At 67.9% G+C, this 26,167-nt stretch carries 20 protein-coding genes; 14 read left to right on the top strand and 6 right to left on the bottom strand.

Annotated features, from left to right (window positions below):
* Positions 1 to 12 precede the first annotated feature (12 nt).
* A complete protein-coding gene (locus tag E5679_RS03805; RefSeq protein WP_138413752.1) occupies positions 13 to 552 on the top strand; it encodes a dihydrofolate reductase family protein in 540 nt (179 codons plus the stop codon).
* Between the two features lie 36 nt (positions 553 to 588).
* Here the strand turns inward: E5679_RS03805 and E5679_RS03800 are convergent, their stop codons facing one another.
* Complete coding sequence (locus E5679_RS03800; RefSeq protein WP_138413751.1) at positions 589 to 1,047, bottom strand: hotdog fold thioesterase; 459 nt, start codon at positions 1,045 to 1,047, stop codon at positions 589 to 591.
* 103 nt (positions 1,048 to 1,150) lie between these two features.
* Between E5679_RS03800 and polA the strand changes: the two genes are divergently transcribed.
* The 3 genes from polA (at position 1,151) to rpsA (ending at position 6,717) form a co-directional block, all read left to right on the top strand.
* Positions 1,151 to 3,784, top strand: coding sequence for a DNA polymerase I (polA, locus tag E5679_RS03795; RefSeq protein ID WP_249335955.1), 2,634 nt, complete (start codon positions 1,151 to 1,153; stop codon positions 3,782 to 3,784).
* The gene (locus E5679_RS03790) at positions 3,784 to 5,079 is read left to right on the top strand and encodes a GNAT family N-acetyltransferase (RefSeq protein WP_138413749.1); all 1,296 of its coding nucleotides are present in this window, start codon (positions 3,784 to 3,786) and stop codon (positions 5,077 to 5,079) included. Before polA ends, E5679_RS03790 begins: the two co-directional genes overlap by 1 nt.
* A 174-nt stretch (positions 5,080 to 5,253) precedes the next feature.
* Positions 5,254 to 6,717 carry a 30S ribosomal protein S1 gene (gene rpsA, locus E5679_RS03785; protein ID WP_138413748.1) on the top strand — a complete coding sequence of 488 codons (1,464 nt, stop codon included), beginning with the start codon at positions 5,254 to 5,256 and terminating at the stop codon, positions 6,715 to 6,717.
* Positions 6,718 to 6,860: 143 nt separating this feature from the next.
* On the opposite strand, the gene E5679_RS03780 is transcribed toward rpsA, so the two are convergent.
* Entirely contained in the window at positions 6,861 to 7,538 is a 678-nt protein-coding gene (locus E5679_RS03780; RefSeq protein ID WP_138413747.1) for an IMPACT family protein, read from the bottom strand.
* A 30-nt stretch (positions 7,539 to 7,568) separates the two neighbouring features.
* Here E5679_RS03780 and coaE point away from each other — a divergent pair, with 30 nt between their 5' ends.
* From coaE to E5679_RS03760, 4 genes are all read left to right on the top strand, one after another.
* Complete coding sequence (gene coaE, locus E5679_RS03775; RefSeq protein ID WP_138413746.1) at positions 7,569 to 8,192, top strand: dephospho-CoA kinase; 624 nt, start codon at positions 7,569 to 7,571, stop codon at positions 8,190 to 8,192.
* A 64-nt stretch (positions 8,193 to 8,256) separates the two neighbouring features.
* Positions 8,257 to 10,368 (top strand): excinuclease ABC subunit UvrB, encoded by a 2,112-nt coding sequence (uvrB, locus tag E5679_RS03770; RefSeq protein ID WP_138413745.1) that lies wholly within the window; start codon positions 8,257 to 8,259, stop codon positions 10,366 to 10,368.
* Complete coding sequence (locus E5679_RS03765) at positions 10,361 to 11,677, top strand: MFS transporter (RefSeq protein ID WP_138413744.1); 1,317 nt, start codon at positions 10,361 to 10,363, stop codon at positions 11,675 to 11,677. Before uvrB ends, E5679_RS03765 begins: the two co-directional genes overlap by 8 nt.
* Positions 11,678 to 11,789: 112 nt before the next feature.
* Positions 11,790 to 13,190 (top strand): GH25 family lysozyme, encoded by a 1,401-nt coding sequence (locus tag E5679_RS03760; RefSeq protein WP_171042236.1) that lies wholly within the window; start codon positions 11,790 to 11,792, stop codon positions 13,188 to 13,190.
* 13 nt (positions 13,191 to 13,203) lie between these two features.
* Here E5679_RS03760 and E5679_RS03755 read toward each other — a convergent pair whose 3' ends face one another.
* The 3 genes from E5679_RS03755 to E5679_RS03745 are packed head-to-tail and all read right to left on the bottom strand — an operon-like array spanning position 13,204 to position 17,588.
* Positions 13,204 to 14,517 carry an alpha/beta fold hydrolase gene (locus E5679_RS03755; RefSeq protein ID WP_249335934.1) on the bottom strand — a complete coding sequence of 438 codons (1,314 nt, stop codon included), beginning with the start codon at positions 14,515 to 14,517 and terminating at the stop codon, positions 13,204 to 13,206.
* Entirely contained in the window at positions 14,514 to 15,011 is a 498-nt protein-coding gene (locus E5679_RS03750) for a GNAT family N-acetyltransferase (RefSeq protein WP_138413741.1), read from the bottom strand. Before E5679_RS03750 ends, E5679_RS03755 begins: the two co-directional genes overlap by 4 nt.
* A 9-nt stretch (positions 15,012 to 15,020) precedes the next feature.
* Positions 15,021 to 17,588, bottom strand: a complete 2,568-nt coding sequence (locus E5679_RS03745) for a DEAD/DEAH box helicase (RefSeq protein WP_138413740.1) — start codon at positions 17,586 to 17,588, stop codon at positions 15,021 to 15,023.
* 35 nt (positions 17,589 to 17,623) lie between these two features.
* On the opposite strand from E5679_RS03745, the gene E5679_RS03740 reads away from it, so the two are divergent.
* The gene (locus E5679_RS03740) at positions 17,624 to 18,412 is read left to right on the top strand and encodes a trans-aconitate 2-methyltransferase (RefSeq protein WP_138413739.1); all 789 of its coding nucleotides are present in this window, start codon (positions 17,624 to 17,626) and stop codon (positions 18,410 to 18,412) included.
* 18 nt (positions 18,413 to 18,430) lie between these two features.
* Here the strand turns inward: E5679_RS03740 and E5679_RS03735 are convergent, their stop codons facing one another.
* A complete protein-coding gene (locus E5679_RS03735; protein ID WP_138413738.1) occupies positions 18,431 to 19,081 on the bottom strand; it encodes an MBL fold metallo-hydrolase in 651 nt (216 codons plus the stop codon).
* A gap of 61 nt (positions 19,082 to 19,142) precedes the next feature.
* Between E5679_RS03735 and E5679_RS03730 the strand changes: the two genes are divergently transcribed.
* The 5 genes from E5679_RS03730 (at position 19,143) to uvrC (ending at position 26,043) form a co-directional block, all read left to right on the top strand.
* Complete coding sequence (locus E5679_RS03730) at positions 19,143 to 19,520, top strand: GntR family transcriptional regulator (RefSeq protein WP_138413737.1); 378 nt, start codon at positions 19,143 to 19,145, stop codon at positions 19,518 to 19,520.
* A 156-nt stretch (positions 19,521 to 19,676) separates the two neighbouring features.
* Positions 19,677 to 22,598 (top strand): excinuclease ABC subunit UvrA, encoded by a 2,922-nt coding sequence (uvrA, locus tag E5679_RS03725; protein WP_138413938.1) that lies wholly within the window; start codon positions 19,677 to 19,679, stop codon positions 22,596 to 22,598.
* Between the two features lie 103 nt (positions 22,599 to 22,701).
* A complete protein-coding gene (locus tag E5679_RS03720) occupies positions 22,702 to 23,427 on the top strand; it encodes an HAD hydrolase-like protein (RefSeq protein ID WP_249335933.1) in 726 nt (241 codons plus the stop codon).
* On the top strand, positions 23,427 to 24,089 hold the full coding sequence (locus E5679_RS03715; protein ID WP_138413936.1) for a lysophospholipid acyltransferase family protein: 663 nt from the start codon (positions 23,427 to 23,429) through the stop codon (positions 24,087 to 24,089). The genes E5679_RS03720 and E5679_RS03715 overlap by 1 nt, the downstream gene beginning before the upstream one ends.
* A gap of 13 nt (positions 24,090 to 24,102) precedes the next feature.
* Positions 24,103 to 26,043 carry an excinuclease ABC subunit UvrC gene (gene uvrC, locus E5679_RS03710; protein WP_138413736.1) on the top strand — a complete coding sequence of 647 codons (1,941 nt, stop codon included), beginning with the start codon at positions 24,103 to 24,105 and terminating at the stop codon, positions 26,041 to 26,043.
* Positions 26,044 to 26,167: the final 124 nt, after the last annotated feature.

The raw sequence follows: 26,167 nt of genomic DNA, 5'->3' as shown, positions 1-26,167 counted from the left end.
ACCCTGAAGCCCATGTCGGAGTTCGTGTACTACGTGGGCGCCAGCCTCGACGGCTACATCGCGCAGGATGGCGGGGGACTGGGCTGGCTTGAGAAGTTCGACGGCGTCGAGGGGCTCGGGGATTCGTACCGCACCTTCGAGGAGCGCGTGGGCTGCGTGGTCATGGGCGGCGAAACCTACGAGTGGATCCGGGAGCATCATCCGGGGGAGTGGTCCTACTCCGTTCCCTGTTGGGTTTTCAGCCGCCATGAGCATTCGCCGGACAGCGGCGCCGACGTGGTGGTGGTACGAGGCGATGTGAGCGAATTCGCAGGGGAGCTGCGCCGCGTTGCGGGGGAGAAGGACGTCTACATTGTGGGCGGCGGTGATCTTGCCGGACAGTTCTTGGCCGCGGGTCTCCTCGACCGGGTGATCGTCACGCTCGTTCCCGTGGCCCTGGGCGGCGGAGTCGCCCTCTTCGGCGGACGGGCGCTCAGCATCCCACGCGATTTCCGGCTCGAAGGGGTCACCCAGCGCGAAGGCACGGTCGAGCTCGACTATAGGGTCGCCTGAGAAAATACGATCCCCTGAGGAACGCCGGTCTTTGCCCTACAGGTCCCGTAGGAGGTTCGTGATTCGGGCGGTGCATACGCGCCGGCCGTCCGAATCGCTGATGACGATCTCGTGGGAGGTCAGGTTCCGTCCGAGCTGCAGGGCCGTGCAGACGCCGCGGACAAGTCCGGAGGCCGCAGGCCGATGATGCGTCGCGTTGAGGTCCACGCCCATCGCGATTCGGCCTTCCCCGGCATGCAGCGTTGCCGCGAACGATCCGAGCGTCTCCGCGAGGGCCGCGCTGGCCCCGCCGTGCAGGATGCCGGCGACTTGGGTGTTGCCCGCCACGGGCATCGTCGCCACCGAACGCTCCGCCGTGAGCTCCTCGAAGACGATGCCGAGCTTGGCGACCAGGGCGCCCACGCCCCAGTCGGAAAGCCACTCGCGGAGGTGCTCGGGAACGTTGGCGTCGGCGAGTTCCTGCGCGTAGTCGCGCCGAGTGTCTTTCCCGTTCATGCCCACTAGGCTGGCACCCGTGAGCCAAACCAGCAAAGCCGAGTCCGCCGTCGTCCTCGACTCCCCGGGAGGCCAACGCCTCCTCGTGCTCGACGGGCATTCGATGGCGTTCCGGGCATTCTTTGCCCTCCCTGCCGAGAGTTTCCGCAACGCCGAGGGGCAGTACACCAACGCTGTCCACGGCTTCACGTCGATGCTCATCAACCTCGTGCGGGACCAGAAGCCCACCCACGTCGCGGTCGCCTTCGACGTCAGCGACGAGACAACGCACCGGCGCGCCGAGTACAGCGAGTACAAGGCGGGGCGCAACGAGACCCCCAACGAGTTCCGCGGTCAGATCAACCTCATCAAGCGGGTCATGCAGACGCTCGGGATCCGCACGATCGAACTGCCCGGCCACGAGGCGGACGACATCCTCGCGACGCTCGCGACTCAGGGCGCCGCCGCGGGGATGGAAGTCCTCCTGGTGTCCGGCGACCGGGACACTTTCCAGCTGGTCAACGATCGTGTGGCGGTCCTGTACCCGCGCAAGGGCGTGAGCGACATCCCGCGCATGGACGCCGCGGCGATCGAGCAGAAGTACCTCGTCCCGCCGGCCCTGTACCCCGATCTCGCGGCGCTCGTCGGGGAATCGGCGGACAACCTCCCGGGCGTCCCGGGCGTGGGCCCCAAGACGGCGGCGAAATGGATCCTGCAGTACGACGGCCTCGAGGGCGTCCTCGCCCACGCTGGCGAGATCAAGGGGAAGGCGGGGGAGAGCCTGCGGGACAACCTCGAGTCGGTCGCGCGGAACCGGCGGCTGAACAGGCTCCTCACCGACCTCGACCTCCCCGTGACCCTCGACGACCTCGCGGATCCGCAGCCGGAGCCCGCGGCGATCGAGGCGCTCTTCGACGAACTCGAGTTCAAGACGCTGAGGACGCGCGTCTACGAGATCTTCCAGACGGCGCCTGAGGCCTCCAGCGCTGAAGTCTTCGAGGTCCCCGAGCATGTCACGCCAAGCCCGGACGAGCTCGCCGCCGCGCTGGGCCGCCTCACTGAGGCGGCCGACGGCGTCCCCCTCGCCGTCGCGGTCCGCTCGGAGCAGGCGGGGGAGCGGCAGGAGGCGGTCGCCGTCGCCATCGTTGCGCACCATCAGGCTGTCTTCGTCCCGCTTGACGGCGTGTTCCCGGAGGCCCTCGCCGCCTGGCTCGCCAACGGGGACGTGCCCAAGGCCCTGCACGAGTACAAGGAATCCGCGAAGGCCCTGCGTGCCCTCGGCGTCGAGCTCGAGGGGGTCGTGGACGACGTCTCCATCTCCGGCTATCTCATCGAGCCGGATCGACGCAGCTACGCCCTCTCCGACCTCGCCCAGCACCACCTCGACGTCCAACTCGGCCCCGCCCCTGCGGCGGGTCAGCTCGCGCTCTCCCTCGAGGACGACGACGAGGCGGCCCGAGCGCTCGTGCGGGAGGCCGCCGTCGTGCGCGCCCTGAGCGCGGACTTCGCGCCTCGCCTCGGGGAGGTCGGCGCGGCGGGGCTGCTCCGCGACATGGAACTTCCGCTCGCGCGCGTGCTGCTCGACATGGAGTGGGCAGGCATCGCGGTGTCGACCCCGGAGATCGACGCGCTCATGGATGACCTCGGGCGGGCGAGCGACGAGGCCGCGGCCAAGGCCTACGCGGCGATCGGGCACGAGGTGAACCTCGGCTCGCCGAAGCAGCTGCAGACGGTGCTCTTCGAGGAGCTCGGGCTCCCGAAGACGAAGAAGATCAAGACCGGCTACACGACCGACGCGGCTTCGCTCAAGGACCTCCTCGACAAGACGGGCCACCCGTTCCTCGAGGGGCTCATGGCCCACCGCGAGTCCAGCAAGCTGCGGCAGATGGTGGAGACGCTCAAGAAGTCCGTCACCTCCGACTCCCGGATCCACACGACCTACGCCCAGAACATCGCAGCGACCGGGCGCCTCTCGTCGAACAACCCGAACCTCCAGAACATCCCCATCCGCTCCGAGGAGGGCCGCCGGGTCCGCGACGTGTTCGTGGTCGGCGAGGGGTACGAGTCACTCCTCTCCGCCGACTACTCCCAGATCGAGATGCGCATCATGGCGCACCTGTCCAACGACGCCGGGCTCATCCAGGCGTACCGCGAAGGCGAGGATCTGCACCGCTTCGTGGGCTCTCGGATCTTCCACGTCCCGCCGGCCGAGGTCACCTCGGAGATGCGGTCCAAGGTCAAGGCGATGTCCTACGGCCTCGCCTACGGCCTGACGTCCTTCGGCCTCTCGAAGCAGCTTGAGATCTCGGTCGACGAGGCGCGCACGCTCATGAAGGACTACTTCGACCGCTTCGGTGGAGTGCGCGACTACCTGCGCGGCGTCGTCGAGCAGGCGCGCAAGGACGGCTACACCTCGACCATCTTCGGCCGGCGCCGGTACCTTCCCGATCTCAACAGCACCGATCGCGCCCGTCGCGAGCTCGCGGAGCGTGTTGCCCTCAACTCGCCCATCCAGGGCTCGGCCGCGGACATCATCAAGCTGGCCATGCTGGGGGTTGAGCACGAGCTCGAAGCGCGCGGCCTGCGCTCGCGTCTCCTGCTGCAGATCCACGATGAACTGGTCGTCGAGGTAGCCCCGGGTGAGGAAGAGGCAGCGCGCGCCGTGGTCGTCGAGCAGATGGGATCCGCGGCCAAGCTCTTGGTGCCGCTCGATGTGCAAGTGGGCCTCGGGAGGACGTGGAATGAGGCGGGGCACTGATGGACCGCTCCGGCGACTACGAGCTCCGGAGGTTCGAGCCTGCCCTGCGGGGCGAAGCAGGCTATGAGCGGACCCGCGACTGGATCAGGGCCGTGGGGGCCGGGTTCTATGACAAGCGGCGCTCCGAGGACGCGGTGGCAAAGATGGCGGCTTCCTTCGTGGAGGACGGCCGCGAGCTGACCGGCGCCTATCAGCTCGGTCCCGTTCCTATGGGCGCGCCGGCCGCCGAAGTGCCTGTGGCCACGTTCGCGACGTTCCGCAAGACCCTCAACGCAGGCTACGGGGTGCTCGTGCCCGCGCACCTCGTCACCGCGGTGACCGTCCGGACGAGCCATCGCCGCAGGGGACTCCTGCGTCGGCTCATGACGGAGGACCTCGCGCGCGCAAAGGCCGACGGCGTACCCGTCGCTGCGCTCACCGCATCCGAGGCATCCATCTACCGCCGGTTCGGATTCGGTGTGGCCACCGCGGAGCGCCGCATCACCGTCACCACGGGGCCGCGTTTCCGGCTCGCGGCCGCCTCCGACGGAAACGTCGAGGTGGCGGATCCGTCGGCGCTGCTCGAGCTTGCCCCGACGATCTTCGAACGAGCGCACCGGGCGACGCCGGGTTCGGTCGACCGCCAGGAGCGCTACCGCCTCGCCGCTGCAGGGCAGTGGGACCGGGAAACCGCAGGCGACGACGCCACCCACCGCGCTGCTCTGCACTACGGTCCAGACGGGGAGCCCGACGGGTACGTGACGTACGCGTTCCTGGGGTGGGAGCACGAGCCGCATGCGATGGAGATCCGCGATCTCGTGGCCGCGACGCCGGAAGCGTACCTCGCGCTCTGGGACTTCCTCGGATCGCTCGACCTCGTGCGCCGCGTCGTCTGGCACGAGGCGCCGGCAGACGACCCCCTCGCCTGGGCGCTCGAGGACGGGAGAGCTCTTCGGGCGGAAGCAGCCCAGGACATGCTCTGGCTGAGAGTCCTCGACGTTCGTGCTGCTCTGGAGGCGCGCCGGTACGGAGCTGACGGCACCCTCGTGCTGGAGGTCACCGACGGCCTCGGCCTCGCCGGCGGCCGCTTCCGCTTCAAGGTCGCTGACGGCGCGGCGACCGTCTCGAGGGCCGACGGCGAGCAGCCCGACCTGCTCCTCGACGTGGCGGAGCTGGGGTCGCTGTACGTGGGTGGAGTGCGGGCCACGACGCTCAGGGAGGCTGGACGCTTGACGGAGATCAGTCCCGGCGCTGCGCTGGCCGCGGAGCGGATATTCGCGGTCGAGCGCCCAGCGCACTGCCTGACCCATTTCTGACCCTGCTTCTGCGCTGCCGCTCACTTTGACCCGCCTTGTCGCGCCAGACTAAACTGGACGGGCGCGTACTGCGCAGCTGTTCCAATCCAATTTTCAGGATGTCTGGCCCATGCCTTGCCGCGTGGGGTTTGGCTGCCTGACCGACTAACGATCCAACATCGGAGCCCCTACTACATGACCATCACCTCCACCGAGAAGTCCGGCACCCCGCAGGTCGCGATCAACGACATTGGCTCTGCCGATGACTTCCTCGCCGCCGTCGATGCCACTATCAAGTACTTCAACGACGGCGACCTCGTCGAGGGCACTGTCGTCAAGGTCGACCGTGACGAGGTTCTCCTCGACATCGGGTACAAGACCGAGGGTGTCATTCCCTCCCGTGAGCTTTCCATCAAGCACGACGTCGACCCCGGTGAGGTCGTGGCGGTCGGCGACCAGGTGGAGGCCCTCGTCCTCACGAAGGAGGACAAGGAAGGCCGCCTGATCCTGTCGAAGAAGCGCGCGCAGTACGAGCGTGCGTGGGGCGACATCGAGAAGATCAAGGAAGAGGACGGCGTCGTTACCGGTACCGTCATCGAGGTGGTCAAGGGCGGCCTGATCCTCGACATCGGTCTCCGTGGCTTCCTCCCGGCGTCGCTCGTCGAGATGCGCCGCGTCCGCGATCTGGCCCCGTACATCGGCCAGAAGCTCGAGGCGAAGATCATCGAGCTGGACAAGAACCGCAACAACGTGGTGCTGTCCCGCCGTGCATGGCTCGAGCAGACCCAGTCCGAGGTCCGTTCGACGTTCCTCAACAAGCTCGAGAAGGGCCAGGTCCGCACGGGCGTCGTCTCCTCGATCGTCAACTTCGGTGCGTTCGTGGACCTCGGCGGCGTCGACGGCCTCGTCCACGTTTCCGAGCTCTCCTGGAAGCACATCGACCACCCGTCCGAGGTCGTCGAGGTCGGCCAGGAGGTCACGGTCGAGGTCCTCGAGGTGGACCTCGAGCGCGAGCGCGTCTCCCTGTCGCTCAAGGCGACGCAGGAGGATCCGTGGCAGACCTTCGCGCGCACCCACGCGCTCGGCCAGGTTGTGCCCGGCAAGGTCACCAAGCTTGTTCCGTTCGGTGCATTCGTCCGCGTCGAGGACGGCATCGAGGGCCTCGTGCACATCTCCGAGCTCGCCGAGCGTCACGTCGACCTCGCCGAGCAGGTTGTCTCGGTCGGCGACGAGATCTTCGTCAAGGTCATCGACATCGACCTCGAGCGTCGCCGCATCTCGCTGTCGCTCAAGCAGGCCAACGAGGGCGTGGACCCGGACTCGACCGAGTTCGACCCGGCGCTCTACGGCATGGCCGCCGAGTACGACGAAGAGGGCAACTACAAGTACCCCGAGGGCTTCGACCCGATCTCGAACGAGTGGCTCGAGGGCTACGAGGCGCAGCGCGCCGCGTGGGAGCAGCAGTACGCCGACGCCCAGGCCCGCTGGGAGGCGCACAAGAAGCAGGTCGCTCAGCACCTCGCCGACGACGCCGCTGCGGCGTCCGGCCGCGAGTCCGTCCCGACCAGCTACTCCTCCGAGGCTCCGGCCGCCGAGAGCGGCACGCTCGCCTCGGACGAGGCTCTCGCCGCTCTTCGCGAGAAGCTGACCGGCAACTGATCCGGCGCGGCTGATTCCAGCCGCTCGGGCTAGTACCGCACGAAGGGCGGGTTCTGCGACAGCAGGGCCCGCCCTTTGCGTTTCCCTCCCCGTTGCGCCGTCACGTCCGCAGGGCGTGCACCCTGCGGACGTGACGGCGCAAGCTAGTGGAGGTCGACCCAAGCCGTGCCGAGGTCGACGGCGGCGGGCCCTCCGCCGGTGAGGCTCGCGAGGCGCTCGGCGAAGGCGCTCCGAGATGCCTGGTCGTCCTCCACAGCGACGCGAAGACTCGCGGCGCTCGGTCCGTAGTCGCTCCCCAGAACGGCGATGCCCGCCGCGCGGAGGTCATTCTCCAGTCTGCCTGCCGCGGCGTGAGGTGTGTCCACCCGCAGGAGGCGCAAGCGCTGGCGCCTCACCAGCCGCGCGGTCGCGAGCGCCGTCGAGATGGCCTCGGAGTACGCGCGCACCAAGCCGCCGGCACCGAGAAGGATCCCGCCGAAGTACCGCACGACTACGGCCGCGGTGTCGCTCAGGTCGGGAACGCCGTCGACCGCCGCGCCTTTGAGGAGCGCCTCGAGCATCGGCACGCCGGCTGTCCCCGAGGGCTCTCCGTCGTCGCTGCTGCGCTGGATCATCCGGTCCGGGCCCAGCACAAAGGCGCTGCAGTGGTGCCGGGCATCGTGAAACTCTCGCCGCAGGTCGGCGACGAGGGCGCGGGCCTCCTCCTCCGTCTCCGCGCGGCACAGGACGGCGATGAACCTCGATCGCTTGATCTCGAGCTCGTGCCGATGCTCGCCGTCGATGGTGCTGTAGCGGAGGGCATGGCTTGAGGTGTCGGTCACCGCCCCAAGTGTAGGGGCTAGGCTAGGGGGGTGCTGAGAGTGGGCCTGACGGGCGGCATTGCGTCCGGGAAGTCGGAGGTGTCGCGGCGGCTCGCGGAGCTCGGCGCGGTCCTGATCGACGCCGACCTCCTCGCGCGGGAGGCCGTCGAGCCGGGGAGCGAAGGCCTCGCCGAGGTGGTCCGGGAGTTCGGCCCGGGCGTCCTGCAGGACGACGGCGCGCTCGACAGGGCGGCACTCGGTGCCAAGGTCTTCGCGGACCCCGAGCGACGCGGCCAGCTCAACGCCATCGTTCACCCGCGCGTGCGGGCGAGGGCCGCCGAGCTGATGGCGGCCGCCTCCGACGACGCCGTGGTGGTCCAGGACATCCCCCTGCTCGTGGAGACGGGGCAGGCGGGCAGCTTTGACGTCGTCGTCGTGGTGGACGCACCGGACGACCTGCGCATCCGTCGTCTGGCAGAGCGCAATGGGATGACGCGCGAGGAAGCGGCCGCACGGATGGCCGCGCAGGCGACGCGCGAAGAAAGGCTCGCCGCCGCGGACCACGTCATCGAGAACAGCGGGAGCCTCGACGAGCTGCGCGCCGCCGTCGACCGGCTGTGGCAGGATGTGCTGGTTCCTGCGGCCGCGGGCACCGAGAGGATCGCCGAAAGCTAGCCGGGCAGTCAGCCTGCGGCGAATGCGGACATGCCCTGTCCTCTGTCCGGCGTAGATTTGATGCATGAGCCTTGCGCCGGAAATCAAACGTGTCGTCGCGCCCTTCGAGGTGGTCAGCGAGTACGAGCCGGCAGGTGACCAGCCGCAGGCCATCGCCGAGATCGCCGAGCGGATCCAGAACGGCGAGAAGGACGTGGTCCTCCTCGGCGCGACCGGAACGGGCAAGAGCGCAACCACCGCTTGGGTCATCGAGAAGCTGCAACGGCCCACGCTCGTGCTGGTGCAGAACAAGACGCTCGCCGCGCAGCTGGCCAACGAGTTCAGGGAGCTCCTGCCGAACAACGCGGTCGAGTACTTCGTCTCGTACTACGACTACTACCAGCCTGAGGCGTACGTTCCCCAGACGGACACGTATATCGAGAAGGACTCCTCGGTCAACGAGGAGGTCGAGCGCTTGCGGCACTCGGCGACGAATGCGCTGCTCACGCGCCGCGACGTCATCGTCGTGGCGACCGTATCCTGCATCTACGGCCTCGGCACGCCCGAGGAGTACGTGGCGGGCATGGTCACGCTGCGGCGCGGCATGGAGCTTGATCGGGACGCGCTCCTGCGCCGGTTCGTGGCGATGCAGTACGTGCGCAATGACATCGACTTCCACCGCGGCACCTTCCGGGTCCGCGGCGACACGGTGGAGATCATCCCCATGTACGAGGAGCTCGCGCTGCGCATCGAGTTCTTCGGCGACGAGGTCGAGAGCATTCACACGCTTCATCCCGTGACGGGCGAGGTCCTCCGCGAGGAGACCGAGATGTACGTCTTCCCGGCGTCCCACTACGTGGCCGGGCCGGAGCGCATGAGCCGGGCCATCACGGCCATCGAGGACGAACTCGCGGAGCGCCTGAAGAGCCTCGAGGCCCAGAACAAGCTCGTCGAGGCCCAGCGCCTGCGCATGCGCACCACGTACGACCTCGAGATGATGCAGCAGATGGGCTTCTGCAACGGGATCGAGAACTATTCGCGGCATATCGACGGGCGCGGGCCGGGCACAGCGCCGCACTGCCTGCTCGACTACTTCCCGGACGATTTCCTCCTCGTCATCGATGAGTCCCACGTGACCGTGCCCCAGATCGGCTCCATGTACGAGGGGGACATGTCGCGCAAGCGGACCCTGGTCGAGCACGGCTTCCGCCTGCCGTCGGCTATGGACAACCGCCCCCTGAAGTGGGACGAGTTCCTCGAGCGGATCGGGCAGACCATCTATCTCTCCGCGACGCCGGGCAAGTACGAGCTCAGCAAGTCGGATGGCGTGGTGCAGCAGATCATCCGGCCCACGGGACTCGTGGACCCGGAGATCGTCGTCAAGCCGACGAAGGGCCAGATCGACGACCTCCTGGGGGAGATCCGCGAGCGGGTGGAGCGGGACGAGCGAGTCCTCGTCACGACCCTCACGAAGCGGATGGCGGAAGATCTCACGGACTACCTGATGGGCCATGGGGTGAAGGTCCAGTACCTGCACTCGGACGTGGACACGCTGCGCCGGGTGGAGCTCCTGAGCGAGCTGCGCCTTGGCGTTTTCGACGTCCTCGTGGGCATCAACCTCCTGCGCGAGGGCTTGGACCTGCCCGAGGTGTCGCTCGTGGCGATCCTCGACGCGGACAAGGAAGGCTTCCTGCGCTCTTCGACCTCGCTCATTCAGACCATTGGCCGCGCCGCCCGCAACGTCTCGGGTCAGGTGCACATGTACGCGGACAAGATCACAGACTCGATGGCCCAGGCGATCGACGAGACGAATCGGCGCCGCGAGATCCAGACGGCCTACAACCGCGAGCGGGGGATCGACCCCCAGCCCCTCCGGAAGCGCATCGCGGACATCACGGACCAGCTTGCCCGCGAGGACCAGGACACCAAGGCGCTCCTCGAGGCCAACCGGCTTGCGAAGGGCGGCAAGCGGCACAAGGGCGCTACTGCCGCCTCGGAGCGGGCCGAGGCGGAGCTTCGCCGCGATGGCATCGCGGCAGCTCCTGCGGAGGACCTTGTCGAGCTCATCGCGCAGCTGACTGAGCAGATGCACGGGGCGGCGGCTGAACTCCAGTTCGAACTTGCTGCCCGTCTGCGGGACGAAGTGGCCGACCTCAAGAAGGAGCTGCGGCAGATGCAGGCAGCGGGGCATGCCTGAGCTGGCGGAGGGAGCGCTAGAGGGATATCGGGTCTGCGCCCAGCGGCGCGTCGTCCGCGTCCTCGCGGCAGCCCAGCTGCTCAGCGGCCTCGGCAGCGGGGCGACGCTCGCCATCGGTTCGCTCCTCGCGGTTCAGTTCGGCGGTTCGGATGCCTGGGCGGGATCGGTCACGACGGTGCTGACGCTGAGCGCAGCGCTTGCCGCTCTCCCGCTCAGCGGCGTCGCAGCGCGGCGGGGACGCCGCACGGCCCTCGTCGCAGGCCTTCTGTCGGCCATGACCGGGTCTGGCCTGGTCGTCCTGTCCACTGTGTGGTCCTCCCTCGCCGTCCTGCTCGCGGGCGCAGCTCTGCTCGGCGTCGGGACGGCGGTGAACCTGCAGTCCCGCTTCGCCGCGGTCGACCTCGCTCAAGACGCCCATCGGGGACGGGATCTCTCCCTTGTCGTCTGGTCGGTCACGGTCGGCGCGGTGGCGGGCCCCAACCTCATCCACCCGGGCGCAGCCCTCGGGGCGGCTCTCGGGCTGCCTGGCGCAGCCGGCCCGTTCGTCATCTCGGTTGCGGGCATGGGAGTCGCTGCGGTGCTCCTGGCGATCGGCCTGCGGCCGGATCCGCTGCTGGAAGCGCGGCGGCTCGCAGGAGCGGACGACGGTGACCTGCCGCACGCGGTGGCCGCCGTCTCCGGCTCCTTGAGGGACGGCGTCCGCGCGATCCAGTCGTCCCCGTCGGCCCTCCTCGCCGTTGTCGGCGTGGTCGTAGCGCATGCGGTCATGGTCTCGGTCATGGCGATGACACCGCTGCACCTCTCGGAGGTTGCCTCGGCCCACGCCGGGTTGCACCGGGACCACCTGAGCACAGACTCGTTCGCGATCATCGGCTTCACGATCTCCCTCCATATCGCCGGCATGTACGCTCTCTCACCGCTCATGGGCTGGCTAGCCGACCGATGGGGGCGGCGACGGGTCCTCGCCCTCGGACAGGTCCTGCTCATCGGCGGGGTCGCGGTGGCAGGGGTCGGGCAGGCCGATCCGGGGTTCGTCACGGTCGGTCTCGTGCTCCTCGGACTGGGCTGGTCTGGGTCGACCATTGCGGGCTCCGCCCTTCTTGCAGAATCCGTCCATGGACATGGGCGTGTCCTCGCGCAAGGCGTTTCCGATACCGCCATGGGCTTTGCAGGCGCTTTCGGCGGTGGGACGGCTGGATTGGTCATGGCCGGTATCGGCTACGGCGGCCTTGCAGCCGTTACGGCCGCCCTGAGCGCGGCTGTCCTGGCCTCTATCGCGTTCGTGCGTCCCCGTCCCGCGATCGCGTAGGGGCGGGGAGCAAGGAACTGGGCTCTTTCACTCCTTCTCGTCCGGGCGCGAACACGGGACAATCCCGATGGTTGCCGCGAAACGCGGGGGATCGAGGCCGAAGGGGGCCGCCATGCTGACCGAATTCCAAATTGCGTGGATGCAGAACGCGCCCGGTCAGGCAGTGAACCGCGACTTCGTCGGCGGGTTCCAGTGCGTCGACGTTCCGAAGAACTACGTCCAGCACATCTTCGCCAACACGGTGTGGCAGCAGGTGTGGCCCGGCGCCGGCAACGCGAAGGACATGCTGTTCACGTTCTCGCCTGATTTCCTCATCCAGATCCTCAATGACCCCTCCGACCCGTCCCAGATCCCCTTGCCCGGGGACATCGTGGTGTGGGCGGGGACAGGAGACGGCGGGCTCAACCCGTTCGGCCACATTGCGGTGTGTGTCGACGCAGATGTGAACGGCGTGGATGTCATCCAGCAGGACGGGTTCCTGCAGGTGCCCATGTTTCGTGCGAGGCTCGGCTACACGAACGCGGGAACCGGACCGGTGACCGGCTGGCTCCGCCCGTTCTTCGATCCAGCTCCGCCGCCACCCGTAGCGGAGCTCGCCCCGAATGAGCGCATTGCCGGGACCTCCGAGGTCAATCAGCGGTCCGACCCGCGGACCAACGCCCCCGTTGTCCGGGTCATCCCCGCTGGGTCCCGCGAGGCCTGGAACGGGTACGTGCGCGGCGACACTGTGGATGTCGGCGGCGGCAATGCGTCGCCTCTGTGGTTCGCCGACTCGGTCGGCTTCGCCTCGGTGCTCTTCTTCGACCCAGCGAATGTTGACGGACTGCCGGACCTGACGCCAGCGAGGAGCGTGCCCGAGCACACCAGCGAGCCGATCCTCGCGGGCATCGACGTCTCGCAGCACCAGGCCGGGGCAGACCTTTCCTCGATCCCAGCCGACTTCGCACTGATAAAGGCCACGGAAGGTGTGGATTTCCGCGACCCGAGCCTCCTTGACCATCTCGCGGGGGCACGCGCTGGCGGCAGGAGGATCGGCTTCTACCACCTCGCAAGGGCGGACACGCCCGAGAACACGGTGCATGCCGAGGCACAGACCTTCCTCGAGGCAACCCGCACGCTTCTGCGGCCGGGAGATCTCGTAGCGCTCGACTGGGAACCGAGCAATCCGGCCGACCCGAGTTGGGCATTGGACTGGCTCACCCGGGTGCGGGTTGGAACAGGCGCGATCCCGCTCATCTACATGAATCAGGACACCGTCAATACCCGCGACTGGTCCCGGGTGGAGCAGGAATTCCCGCTCTGGATGGCTGCATACCCGCTGGGCAAGCAGCCGATCGAGGGCCACAGTCCCGACACGGCCGGTCCCAAGATCCCGACCAGCTGGGCGGCGGGATTCAGAGCCTGGCAGTACACGGCTTCCGGGCGCATGCCGGGATTCGACGGCAACCTCCTCCTCGACGTCTTCTACGGCGTCGCGTCGGACTGGGATTCCCTGGGAGCGGCGCCGGTCTAGTACCTATCGCCCCCTAGCCTTCCCGCGCCATGGCGAGGAGCCGCGCAAAGATGCCTTCGCCGTCGTCGGAAATCCCATCGTGGTGGAAGTCCGCGGTTTCCCACACCCTGAGGTTGCGGATCCGCCCCGCTGTCTCGAGTGAGAGCTCCCGGTCCACGTAGATGTCATCCCGGTACACGGCCGCGGCGACGGGGACGTCGTTCACCGCGAGGCGGGCAGGGTCGTAGAGCGAACCCCAGTCCGCCTTCTCGGCGAGGATTGCGGCCGTCTCGGCGAGCGGTGCGAGAGCCGGATCCTGCTCGAAGAGCCATGGGCACACCATCTCGCCGAGGAGGAGTGGTTCGGCCGAATCAGGCTTGAACGCAGGGTATTCCTTGAGCACGCGCCATGCCGCCCAGTCCGTGGATTCGCCCTGCGCGTAGATCGCCTCGTGCAGGACCGCGTACAGCGGGTTGGGGCCACGGGTCACGGTGCCGTGCACCTGGTGGAGGAACGGGTCCGAGAGCCGGATCCCGTCGACTCCTCGGGTGAAGGCGTCCTCGAGCAGATAGTGCAGCGAGTCGACCCCGGTGTTCCCGCCGAGGAAGTTCCCCACGAGCTGGAAGCGCTCGGGAGTGAGCCTGCTCCCGTCGGGAAGGCGTTCGCCTCGCGTCCGGAGATGGTCGGCGATGTCTGCAATGCGCTGGCGATCAGCGGGGTACCACGCGAAGTATTCGGCATTCCTGGCAGCGAGGCGGGCGTAGGTCGCCCGATACACGCGTTCGGCCGGGCCGTCGAGGGGCGCGAGCCCGCCGGTGATGAGGGCTTCGCGGATTCCGTGCGGCGCGATGGAGAGGTAGGTCAAGGTGCAGAAGCCGCCGAAGCTCTGCCCGTAGACGGTCCACGGACCGGAGCCCAGCGCCCTTCTGATCGTCTCGCAGTCGAGCACGATCGAGTCGGCGCGGAAGTGCGCGAGGTAGGCGGCCTGATCGGCAGCATCACCGCGCAGGGGGAGGGTTGTCCGATCGGCGGGTGTGGAGAGCCCGGTGCCCCGCTGGTCGAGCATGAGGATCCGGAAGTCCTTCGCGGCCTCCTTCATCCAGCCCGTCAGCGAGGTGACCCGGTTTCCGCGCCCACCGGGACCACCCTGGAGGAACACGAGCCACGGGAGGCGCGCGGCGGCGTCGACCGGGTGGGCCGCTGACGAGTATTCCCGCGCGAAGATCTCGATCTGCTCGCCGTCGGGCCTGCCGTGGTCCAGAGGGACGCGGAACACGTGCTCGACCGTGCGGATGCCGCGGAACGAGTACTGGCCGAGGATCCGGTGCGGAGGGCGGGAACGCGTCACTCTGCGGCCCCGAAGGCGACGAGCGCGGGGCCGGTGAGCCGGAAGGTGTCCCATTCCTCCATCGGTTTCGCCCCGAGGCTCCGATAGAACCCGATCGAGGGCTCGTTCCACTTGAGGACGCTCCACTCCACCCGCGCGTACCCACGGTCGACGGCGATGCGGGCCAACTCCTGGAGCAGCGCCTTCCCGTAGCCATGGCCACGGGCTTCCGGCCGGACGTAGAGGTCCTCGAGGTAGATCCCGTGGGTGCCCTCCCACGTCGAGTAGTTGAGGAACCACAGGGCGAAGCCCATCACTGTCCCCTCCTCCTCGACGACGTGCGCGAAGATCGCGGGGTGCTCGCCGAAGAGCTGTTCGGTCAGCACCGGCACCGTGTTCTTGACGGCATCCGGCTCGCGCTCGTACTCGGCGAGGTCATGGATCAGCTCCAGGATCGCGGGCACGTCGTGGGGCTGGGCGGGGCGCAGTCGGGTGGACACCACGGGAAGACTCATCCTCCCAACTTATCCGTCCAGCCGGCCGATCTGGGTCACGCTGATGACGGCGGAGCCCGCTTCATCGCTCGCGGCGAGGTCGACGTCGGCAGAAAAGCCCCAGTCGTGGTTGCCCGCTGGATCGTCGAAGATCTGCCGCACGTGCCATACGCGAGGCTGCTCGTCGATGATGAGGAGCTGGGGTCCGCGCGCTGCGGGGCCGGTGCCGATGTCCTCGTGTTCGTCGAAGTACGCGTCGAGGGCGTCTTCCCACGCGTCGACCCCGAAGCCCGATTCCTGGTCGAGCGCTGCGAGCGCGTCCGAGTCCTCGTCCGCGAACAGCTCCACGCGGCGGAAGAGCTCGTTCCGCACCATCACGCGGAAGGCCCGCCGGTTCGAGGTGAGGGCAGGGGGCGGCGGAGGCGGCGCGTCATGCGGATGCAGCTCGTGTCCGCTCGTCAGCTCCTCCCACTCGTCGAGGAGACTCGAATCGACCTGACGCACAAGCTCCCCGAGCCACGCGATGAGGTCCTCGAGATCCTCGCGCAGGGCGTCCTGAGGCACGGTCTGGCTCAGGGCCTTGTACGCGTCGGTCAGGTAGCGCAGCACGATGCCCTCGCTCCGCGCGAGGGAGTAGAACTGGACGAACTCGCCGAAGTCCATGGCCCGTTCGTACATGTCCCGCACGATGGACTTCGGCGCGAGTTCGAAGTCCCCGACCCACGGCGCGTGCTTCCGATACTCCTCGAACGCCGCCTCGAGCAGTTCCTTGAGCGGTTCAGGGTAGGTGACGGTGTCCAAGATCGCCATGCGCTCGGTGTACTCGAGGCCGTCTGCCTTCATCGCGGCGACGGCATCGGCGCGGGCGCGCTTGAGCTGCGCCGACAGGATCTGCCGCGGCTTCTCGAGGGTCGCCTCGATCACGGAGACGACATCGAGGGCGTACGACGGCGACTCCGGGCCGAGGAGGTCGAGGGCGGCGAGGGCGAAGGGGGAGAGGGGCTGGTTGAGGGCGAAGTTCTCCTGCAGATCGACGGTGAGGCGGAGGGTCCTTCCCGTCTCCCGGTCGTCGGCACTCCGCTCCTCCTCCGGGATCCGCTCGACCACCCCGGCCGCGAGGAGCTCGCGGAGGATCCCGAGGGCCCTTCGCATGAGCCGCAGCTGGACGGTGCGGGGCTCATGATTCTCCTCGAGGAGCCGCCGCGCGGCGGCGACGGGATTCCCAGGGCGGGCCACGAGGTTGAGCAGCATCGCGTGCGTCACGGTGAAGCTCGAGCTGAGCGGCTCCGGCGCCGCCTCGACGAGCCGTTCGAAGGTCGGGCGGCCCCACGAGACGAAGCCCTCGGGCGGCTTCTTCTTCACGACCTGCCGCAGCTTGCGCGCGTCGTCGCCGAACTTCGCGCGTGCCTTCTCCATCGCGCGGTTGTTCTCGACGACGTGCTCCGGCGCCTGGACGACGACGGTGCCCGCCGTGTCGAAGCCAGCCCGCCCGGCGCGGCCGGCGATCTGGTGGAATTCCCGCGCGTTGAGGTGGCGAGTGCGCTGGCCGTCGTACTTGCTGAGGGCGGTGAGCAGCACCGTGCGGATGGGGACGTTGATCCCCACTCCGAGGGTGTCCGTCCCGCAGATCACCTTGAGCAGTCCTGCCTGGGCGAGTTGCTCGACGAGGCGCCGATACTTCGGCAGCATCCCCGCGTGGTGGACCCCGATGCCGTGCCGCACCAGCCGGTTCAGCGTCTTGCCGAACCCCGCCGCGAAGCGGAACCGTGCGATGAGCTCGGAGATCCGGTCCTTCTCCTCGCGAGTGCACATGTTGACGCTCATGAGCTGCTGTGCGCGTTCGATCGCCTCGAGCTGGCTGAAGTGGACCACATACACGGGCGACTGCTTCGTGGCGAGGAGCTCCTCGAGCGTCTCGTGGACCGGCTTTTCCTCGTAGTAGTAGTGCAGCGGGATGGGCCGCTCGGCGCCGGCGACCGTCGTCGTCGTCCGCCCGGTGCGTTCGGTGAGCTCGCGCTCGAAGCGGCTCACGTCGCCCAAGGTGGCGCTCATGAGGAGGAACTGCGCCTGGGGCAGCTCGAGCAGTGGCACCTGCCACGCCCAGCCGCGCTGGGGGTCGGAGTAGAAATGGAACTCGTCCATCACAACGGGGCCCAGATCGGCGGCGGCGCCCTCTCGGAGAGCGTGGTTCGCGAGGATCTCCGCTGTGCAGCAGATGATGGGTGCCTGCCCGTTGACCGAGGAGTCTCCGGTCACCATGCCGACGTTCTCGGCGCCGAAGATCTCGCAGAGGGCGAAGAACTTCTCCGAGACGAGGGCCTTGATGGGGGCGGTGTAGTAGCTGCGCTGGCCGAGGGCGAGACCGTAGAAGTGGGCGGCGATCGCCACGAGCGACTTTCCCGACCCGGTGGGCGTGGCGAGGATCACGTTATTCCCCTGCACGAGCTCCATGACCGCTTCATCCTGGGCCGGGTACAGCGCCAGGCCGCGCCCCTCGGCCCACCCGACGAACGCGGAGTACACGAAGTCGGGCAACTGGTCCGACAGGTCGACGGCGTCGTTTTCGGGCGCGTCAGGGAGGAGCTGGTCGAGTCTCATGGCGAGTTCAGCCTATCCGCACTAGCGTGGAACCCATGAGTGCTTCGCCCACCTGGGATCCAGCCCTCTACGTGCGCTTCGGCGACCATCGGGGTCGGCCGTTCTTCGATCTCACGTCGCGCATCGGTGCCGAGGCCCCCGCCCATGTGGTGGATCTCGGGTGCGGTCCGGGCACGCTGACGGCCGCCCTGTCCGACCGCTGGCCGGATGCGATTGTCGAGGGGATCGACAGTTCGCCCTCGATGATCGAAGCCGCCGAACGGGTGGTTGCCGGTCGCCCCGGTCTCAGTTTCCGCCTCGGCGACATCGTCGCATGGGAACCCGAGGACGACGTCGACGTCGTCGTCTCGAACGCCGCGCTGCAGTGGGTGCCGGGCCACGAGGCGATCATCGGGCGTTGGCTCGAACAGCTGGCCCCTGGTGCTTGGCTCGCGGTCCAGATGCCGGGCAACTTCAACGCTCCGTCCCACTCCCTCCTCCGCGAGCTCGCGGAGTCCTCCCAATGGGAGAGGCGCCTCCGGGGCGTGTTGCGCCACACCGACGTGGTGGCGGAACCAGCCGAATACCTCGAGCTCATGCGCGCAGGAGGGTGGGAGGCGGACGTCTGGGAGACCACCTATCTGCAGGTCATCACTGGCGAGGACCCCGTGCTCAACTGGGTGCGGGGCACCGCGCTGCGCCCCGTGCTCGATGCGCTCTCGGAGGACGAAGGCGCACAGTTCGAGGAACAGTACAACCAGCTCCTCCTGGACGCCTATCCCGCGCGTGACTACGGAACAGTCTTCCCGTTCCGGCGGATCTTCATCGCGGGGCGCAAGCCCTAGACCCCACCATCCGCCTGGTCACCAGCCGCGGGCCTTCCACTCCTCGAGGTGCGGGCGCTCGGCGCCGAGGGTGGTGGACCGGCCATGTCCTGGAAGCACGACGGCGTCATCCGGGTACACCTCGAAGAGCCGCTCGGTGACGTCGGCGAACAGGAGCTCGAATCGGTCGGGATCCTTCTGGGTGTTGCCTACGCCTCCCGGGAAGAGGGAATCCCCGGAGAAGATGAGGTGCGGCGCGCCGTCGTCCTCGAGGACGTACGCGATCGAGCCGGGGGTGTGTCCTCGGAGGTGCACCGCGGCCAGATCGAAGCCGTCGAAGTGGCCGACGTCGCCGTGGTCAAGGACCACGTCGACCGGGACGGGGATGCCGGAGACGTCCTGACGGCCTGCCGCCGTCCGCGCACCGGTCTCCGCGATGAGCCCCTCGAGGGCTCGCACATGGTCCCAGTGCTGATGGGTGGTTGCGACGAGGTTCAGCTTCGCCGGATGCCCGGCGTCTGAGGCTCCCTCGGCAAGCAGCGAACGGATCGCTGGAAGGTCATCGGCAGCGTCGATGAGGACCTGCTGGCCGGAGTCCTTGGCGGTGATGAGGTACACGTTGTTGTCCATGTCGCTCACCGACACCATGCGCACCGTGACGTGCTCAAGGTCATAGAGGAGGCTCGTCATGCCGCCAGTCTAGGTCGTGCGCATGGTGTGGACCTGCGGTGGGACTCGTACTCTGGTGCCCATGGAGGAAGCGGATTTCCCGGGTGCCTGGCGCCCGGATCAGGGGCTCACGGCGCCCCTCTTCGAGCAGCTGCGGCGACGGATCGCGGATCTCGTCGCGGAGGGATCCCTTCCGGCCGGGCGCAGACTGCCCCCAGTCCGCGCACTCGCCGCCGACCTGGGGCTGGCTCCCCATACCGTGGCCCGCGCGTACCGGGAGCTCGAGGAGGCAAACGTCGTGGTCACCCGCGGGCGTGCAGGGACAGTCGTCGCGCCGCGGGACGCCCGGGAGGAGGAGCTGACGACGGCGGCGGCAGCTTTCGCGCTCGCGGCGAGTTCGCGGGGATGCGGCTTCGACGAGGCGGTGCGGCTCCTGGAGCGCGCCTACTCTCGACTCTGAGGCCCGTGCTTGAGCCTCGTCGGCGGCCCAGTGCTCACGGCCATGTTCAGCAGAGCTGGGAGCCCGTGCCTCAGTTGGAAATTCGAAGAAGTCTTCGACTAGCATAGTCCCGTGCAAACTCCCCCCACCCCCACGGATCTCGGCATGTCGGCTGAGATGGAAACCTCGGAGGACTTGGCGGAACGCCTTCCCTCGGCCGTGCACGACCCCGTGACGTCGCTCCGCGCCGACCTTTCGAGGCTGGTGGTCAAGGGGGCCAGGGAGCACAATCTCCAGAACGTCGACCTCGACCTGCCGCGGGACGCGATGATCGTCTTCACCGGCCTCTCCGGGTCCGGAAAGTCGTCGCTCGCGTTCGACACGATCTTCGCCGAGGGCCAGCGCCGCTACGTCGAATCGCTCTCGGCCTATGCCCGGCAGTTCCTCGGTCAGGTGGACAAGCCGGACGTCGATTTCATCGAGGGCCTCTCGCCCGCCGTCTCCATCGACCAGAAGTCCACCAGCAAGAACCCTCGGTCAACCGTTGGCACCATCACCGAGATCTACGACTACATGCGGCTCCTCTGGGCGCGCGTCGGCCGTCCGCACTGCCCGATCTGCCACGAGCCTGTGACGCGGCAGACGCCCCAGCAGATCGTCGACCAGCTGCTCGACCTCCCGGATGGCACGCGCTTCCAGATCCTCGCGCCGGTGGTGCGGGGGCGCAAGGGCGAATTCGTGGACCTCTTCAAGGAGCTTGCGGCGAAGGGCTATGCCCGCGCCCGCGTCGACGGCGAGCTCATCCAGCTCGCTGAAGCCCCCAAGCTCGGGAAGCAGTTCAAGCACACGATCGAGGTCGTCGTCGATCGCCTTGTGGTGAAGGAGGGGATCCGCCAGCGGCTCGCCGACTCGGTGGAGACGGCCCTCGGGCTCGCCGAGGGCCGCGTCCTCGCCGACTTCGTCGACGTCGCGCCGGACGACGACGCGCGGATCCGTGCCTTCTCCGAACATCTCGCGTGCCCCAACGAGCACCCGCTCGCGATCGACGAGATCGAGCCGCGGTCCTTCTCGTTCAACAACCCCTTCGGTGCGTGCCCTGCCTGCACCGGCATCGGGACGAAGCTCGAGGTCGACGAGGAGCTGGTGGTCCCGGACCCCCAGCTGAGCCTCTCGGAGGGCGCCATCGCCCCGTGGTCGCTGGGCCAGGCCACGCAGGAGTACTGGACGCGCCTGCTCGAGGGGCTCTCGGACGAACTCGGCTTCTCGATGAGCACCCCTTGGCACAGCCTTCCGCAGTACGCGCGCGATGCCGTGCTGTACGGCAAGGACCACAAGGTGGTGGTCCAGTACAGGAACCGGTTCGGGCGCGAGCGGAAATACAGCACGGGCTTCGAAGGCGCTGTGTCCTACATCCAGCGCAAGCACGCCGAGACCGAGTCGGACTATGCGCGGGACAAGTACGCCGAGTACATGCGCGAAATCCCGTGCCCGGAGTGCGGAGGGGCCCGCCTCAACCCAGCCTCGCTCTCAGTCCTCGTCGGCGGAAAGTCGATCGCCGCCGTCAGCGCTCTGCCGCTCCGCGAAGCGAGCGAGTTCCTCGCGACTCTCGATCTGACCGATCGGGAGCGCCAGATCGCGCATCAGGTCCTCAAGGAGATCGACGCGCGCCTCGCGTTCCTCCTCGACGTGGGTCTCGAGTACCTCAACCTCGAGCGCGCGGCGGGAACCCTCTCCGGCGGCGAGGCCCAGCGCATCCGGCTCGCAACTCAGATCGGTTCGGGGCTTGTCGGCGTGCTGTACGTCCTCGACGAGCCGAGCATCGGGCTGCACCAGCGCGACAACCGACGGCTCATCGAGACGCTGACGCGGCTCCGCGATCTCGGGAACACGCTCATCGTCGTGGAGCACGACGAGGACACGATCCACGAGGCCGACTGGATCGTCGACATCGGCCCGGGTGCGGGTGAGCACGGCGGGAAGGTGGTCCATTCGGGACCCTTGACGGAGCTTCTCGAGAACCGGGCCTCGCTCACCGGCGAGTACCTCTCGGGCCGCCGGAAGATCGAGGTGCCCACCAAGCGGCGTCCCATCGATCGCAAGCGCCAGCTCAAGGTCGTCGGAGCGAAGGAGCACAACCTCAAGAACGTCGACGTGACGTTCCCGCTGGGAGTGCTCACGGCCGTGACCGGTGTGAGCGGTTCGGGCAAGTCGACCCTCGTCAACGAGATCCTGTACAAGGTCCTTGCCAACCGGCTCAATGGGGCAAAGCAGGTCGCGGGGCGCCACACGCGGATCGAGGGCCTCGAGCATCTCGACAAGGTCATCCACGTTGACCAGAGCCCCATCGGGCGCACCCCCCGTTCGAATCCGGCGACATACACCGGCGTCTTCGACCATATCCGCAGGCTCTTCGCAGAGACGACGGAGGCCAAGGTGCGGGGCTACCAGCCGGGCCGTTTCTCGTTCAACGTGAAGGGCGGACGCTGCGAGGCATGCTCGGGAGACGGCACCCTCAAGATCGAGATGAACTTCCTCCCGGACGTCTACGTGCCGTGCGAGGTTTGCCACGGCGCCCGGTACAACCGGGAGACCCTTGAGGTCCACTACAAGGGCAAGACCATCGCCGATGTGCTGGACATGCCGATCGACGAGGCTGCCGAGTTCTTCTCGGCCTTCGCCCCGATCGCGCGGCACCTCAACACCCTGGTCGACGTCGGTCTGGGGTACGTGCGCCTCGGCCAGCCGGCCACGACGCTCTCCGGCGGCGAGGCCCAGCGGGTCAAGCTCGCCTCCGAGCTGCAGCGGCGCTCCAACGGCCGCAGCGTCTACGTGCTCGACGAGCCGACTACGGGTCTTCACTTCGAGGACATCCGCAAGCTCCTCCTCGTCCTCCAGGGGCTCGTCGAGAAGGGCAACACGGTGATCACGATCGAGCACAACCTCGATGTGATCAAGAGCGCGGACTGGATCATCGACCTCGGGCCCGACGGGGGTTCCGGCGGCGGCGAGGTCATCGCAACGGGGACGCCAGAGGACGTCGCGAAGATCGAGGCGAGCCACACGGGCACGTTCCTCGCCGAGGTCCTCGGCCGAGGATGAGAGAGGCCGCCGTTTCCGGCGGCCTCTCCCTGCACCCACTCCTCATATGCCTGATTCGGCATGCGAGTTTTAGGCTCGCCTGCGCGTATGCGAGACTGGCCCGGTGACTGACAGCCCCGCACTGGTGATCTTCGATCTGGACGGAACGCTCGTTGACCCGGCGGGGAGCATCACCGGCGGGATTGCCCACTCGCTCGCGACCCACGGTCTGCCCGTGCCGGACAGCGAAGCGCTCAACGCGATGGTAGGCCCGCCGCTCGTTGAATCGCTCCGCACGATTGCCGGGCTGCCGGACACGGTGATTCCCGCCGTCGTCACCACCTACCGCGAGCGCTACATTTCGGAAGGGATGGGCCAGAGCCGCCCTTACCCCGGCATTCCGGAACTCCTCGACAGGCTGAGGGGGGCCGGCTATCACCTTTCGGTGGCCACGCAGAAGCCCGAGGGCCTCGCGAAGAAGCTGCTCGGGATGCACGGCCTTGACACACGGTTCCACAGCATTCATGGCGCCCCGGACGACGAGACGCTGCCGCCCCTCCCCGACGGCAAGGCAAGCATCGTCGCGGCGGCCCTCGAAGTGAACCACGCCGACCGCACTCGGGCTGTCCTTATCGGAGACCGCCGGAATGATGCTGCCGGCGCGGCTGCAAACCACATCGCCTGCATCGGCGTCGCCTGGGGTTTCGCGGAGCCCGGGGAACTCGAGGCCCAAGAACTCGCAGCGCTCGTCGCGGACGCAGAGGAGGCGGGCGACGCCGTCGAGCGCCTGTTCCCGCCCGCCGGCCGCGCAGACACGATTGAGGCCACGGAGGCATCCACGTGCCGCTGATGTACCAGGCGAGCCGCACCAGCATCCGCGCCGCCATCTTCGGGCTCTGCCGGCCGACCCTCACCGGGCTCGAGAACGTTCCCGTCGACGGACCGTTCATTGTGGCCTCGAACCATCTCTCGTTCCTCGATTCGGTCATCATCCAAGCCCTCATGCCGCGCCGGGTCGGCTTCTTCGCCAAGGCGGAGTACTTCACCGGCAAGGGGCTGAAGGGGCGGCTCATGAAGGCCTTCTTCGAGGGGGTCGGGTCGATTCCCGTGGAGCGCGGCGAGCAGGCGGCGAGCGTCGCGGCCCTCAAGTCCCTTCTCGACGTGCTCGAGGCCGGGGGAGGCGTGGGCATCTACCCGGAAGGCACCCGGTCCCGCGACGGACTGCTCTACAGGGGAAGGACCGGGGTGGGGTGGCTCACGCTCACGACAGGCGCGCCCGTGATTCCCGTGGGGCTCGAAGGCACCGAACAGCTCCAGCCCGCGGGCAGGAACTCGGTTCGGCCGCAGCACTTCAGCATGCGGGTCGGGGAGCCCCTCCACTTCGACCGGCTCGGTCCCGACCATTCGCTGCCGGTAAGGCGCGAAGCGACCGACCGGATCATGGATGCGATTGCCGCCCTGAGCGGGCAGCAAAGGGCCTCGGGCTACAACAAGCCACCTGCACAGCCTTAACTAAACTGGAGCAGTGGCAGATCCAGCGAGCTACCGGCCGAAAACCGGCGAGATCCCGAACGACCCAGGCGTTTACCGCTTCCGGGACCCCCATGGCCGAGTCATCTACGTGGGCAAGGCGAAGAACCTCCGCCAGCGGCTCACCTCGTACTTCGCCAACCCGCTCACGCTGCTGCCCAAGACGTATGCGATGGTCCACGCGGCGGCGAGCGTCGAATGGACAGTGGTGGGCAGCGAACTCGAGGCCCTCCAACTCGAGTACACGTGGATCAAGGAGTTCTCCCCGCGGTACAACCTCGCCTTCCGCGACGACAAGACATACCCGTATCTGGCGGTGACCATGGGGGAGAAGTTCCCCCGGGTTCAGGTCATGCGGGGCGACCGCCGCAAGGGGACCCGGTACTTCGGACCGTACACGGCAGGCGCCATCAGGGAGACGATGGACACCCTCCTCAAGGTGTTCCCGGTGCGCAGCTGCAGCGCGGGCGTCTTCAAGCGGGCTGAGCAGAGCGGACGTCCCTGCCTGCTCGGGTACATCGACAAATGCTCCGCCCCGTGCGTTGGGCGCGTGACTCCCGAGGAGCACCGGGCTCTGGCCGAGGACTTCTGCGCCTTCATGGGCGGTGAGGCCAAGCGCTTCATCTCCCAGCTCGAGAAGCGCATGGCTGCAGCCGTCGAGGAGCTCGATTTCGAGGCCGCAGCGTCACTCCGGGACGACATCATCGCCATGAAGAAGGTCTTCGAGCGCAACGCGGTCGTCCTGTCCGAGGACACGGACGCCGACGTCTTCGCGATCGAGGAGGACGAACTCGAGGCCGCAGTCCAGGTGTTCCACGTCCGCGGCGGGAGGATCCGCGGCCAGCGGGGCTGGGTCGTCGAGAAGGTGGAGGAGGCGAGCGGCCCGGCGTTCGTCGAGCACCTCCTGCAGCAGGTCTATGGTGCGCAGGCGGAGACCGATGCCCGGATCCCCCGCGAGGTCCTCATCCCCGTCATGCCGGACGACGCCGAGCAGCTCACCGCGTGGCTTTCGAACCTGCGCGGGGCGAAGGTGAGCCTTCGCGTCCCCCAGAGGGGCGACAAGGCGGCCCTCGCCAAGACCGTGCATGAGAACGCCGTCCAGGCGCTCAAGCTTCACAAGGTGCGCAGGGCGGGCGACATCACGACCCGATCCCTGGCCCTGCAGGAGCTCCAGGAGGCGCTCGAGCTGCCGGAGCCGCCGCTGCGCATCGAGAGCTTCGACATCTCCCACGTCCAGGGCACCAATGTGGTGGGTTCGATGGTCGTAGTGGAGGACGGGATCGCGAAGAAGTCCGAATACCGCAAGTTCACGGTCACTGGCGAGGCAGCGCGGGACGACACGGCCGCCATGCACGACGTCCTCACTAGGAGGTTCCGGAACTACCTCGCGGAGAAGGAACTCCCGGTCGCGGAGCGTGACCAGCACAGCAAGTTCGCCTACCCGCCGAACCTCGTCGTGGTCGACGGCGGCCAGCCCCAGGTCACGGCGGCGGTCAAGGCACTCGCCGAACTGGGCATCTCGTCGGACGAGGTCCAAGTGGTGGGGCTCGCGAAGAGGCTTGAGGAGGTCTGGCTGCCGGAAGGCGACTTCCCCGTCGTGCTCCCGCGCGCTTCTCAGGGCCTCTATCTTCTCCAGCGCATTCGCGACGAAGCCCACCGGTTCGCGATCACGTTCCATCGGCAGCGGCGCGGCAAGGCGATGACGGTTTCCGTGCTCGACGACGTGCCGGGTCTTGGCCCTGCCCGCAAGAAGGCGATCCTGTCGCACTTCGGCTCGGTGAAGCGGCTGCGGGCGGCAACCCCGGAGGAGATCGCGGAGGTCGCAGGTGTGGGGCCAACGCTGGCCGCGTCGATCTATGGCGAGTTCCATGCCGCGGGGCTGGATGAGACGGCACCAGCGGTCAACTACGCAACCGGCGAAATCCTGGAGAGATGAAATGACTGGCATGACTTGCCACAACTGAGCAATGGCGCGGAACGCCATCATGTCAGCCGTCGGCAGTCATGCGAAGACACACCACCCATCAACACAGCGAGGTATGTCGCGCAACTCGAAGTAG

Source organism: Sinomonas gamaensis (genome assembly GCF_005876955.1).
Taxonomy (GTDB): Bacteria; Actinomycetota; Actinomycetes; order Actinomycetales; family Micrococcaceae; genus Sinomonas; species Sinomonas gamaensis.
This window is presented reverse-complemented; position numbering and strand designations above follow the sequence as displayed.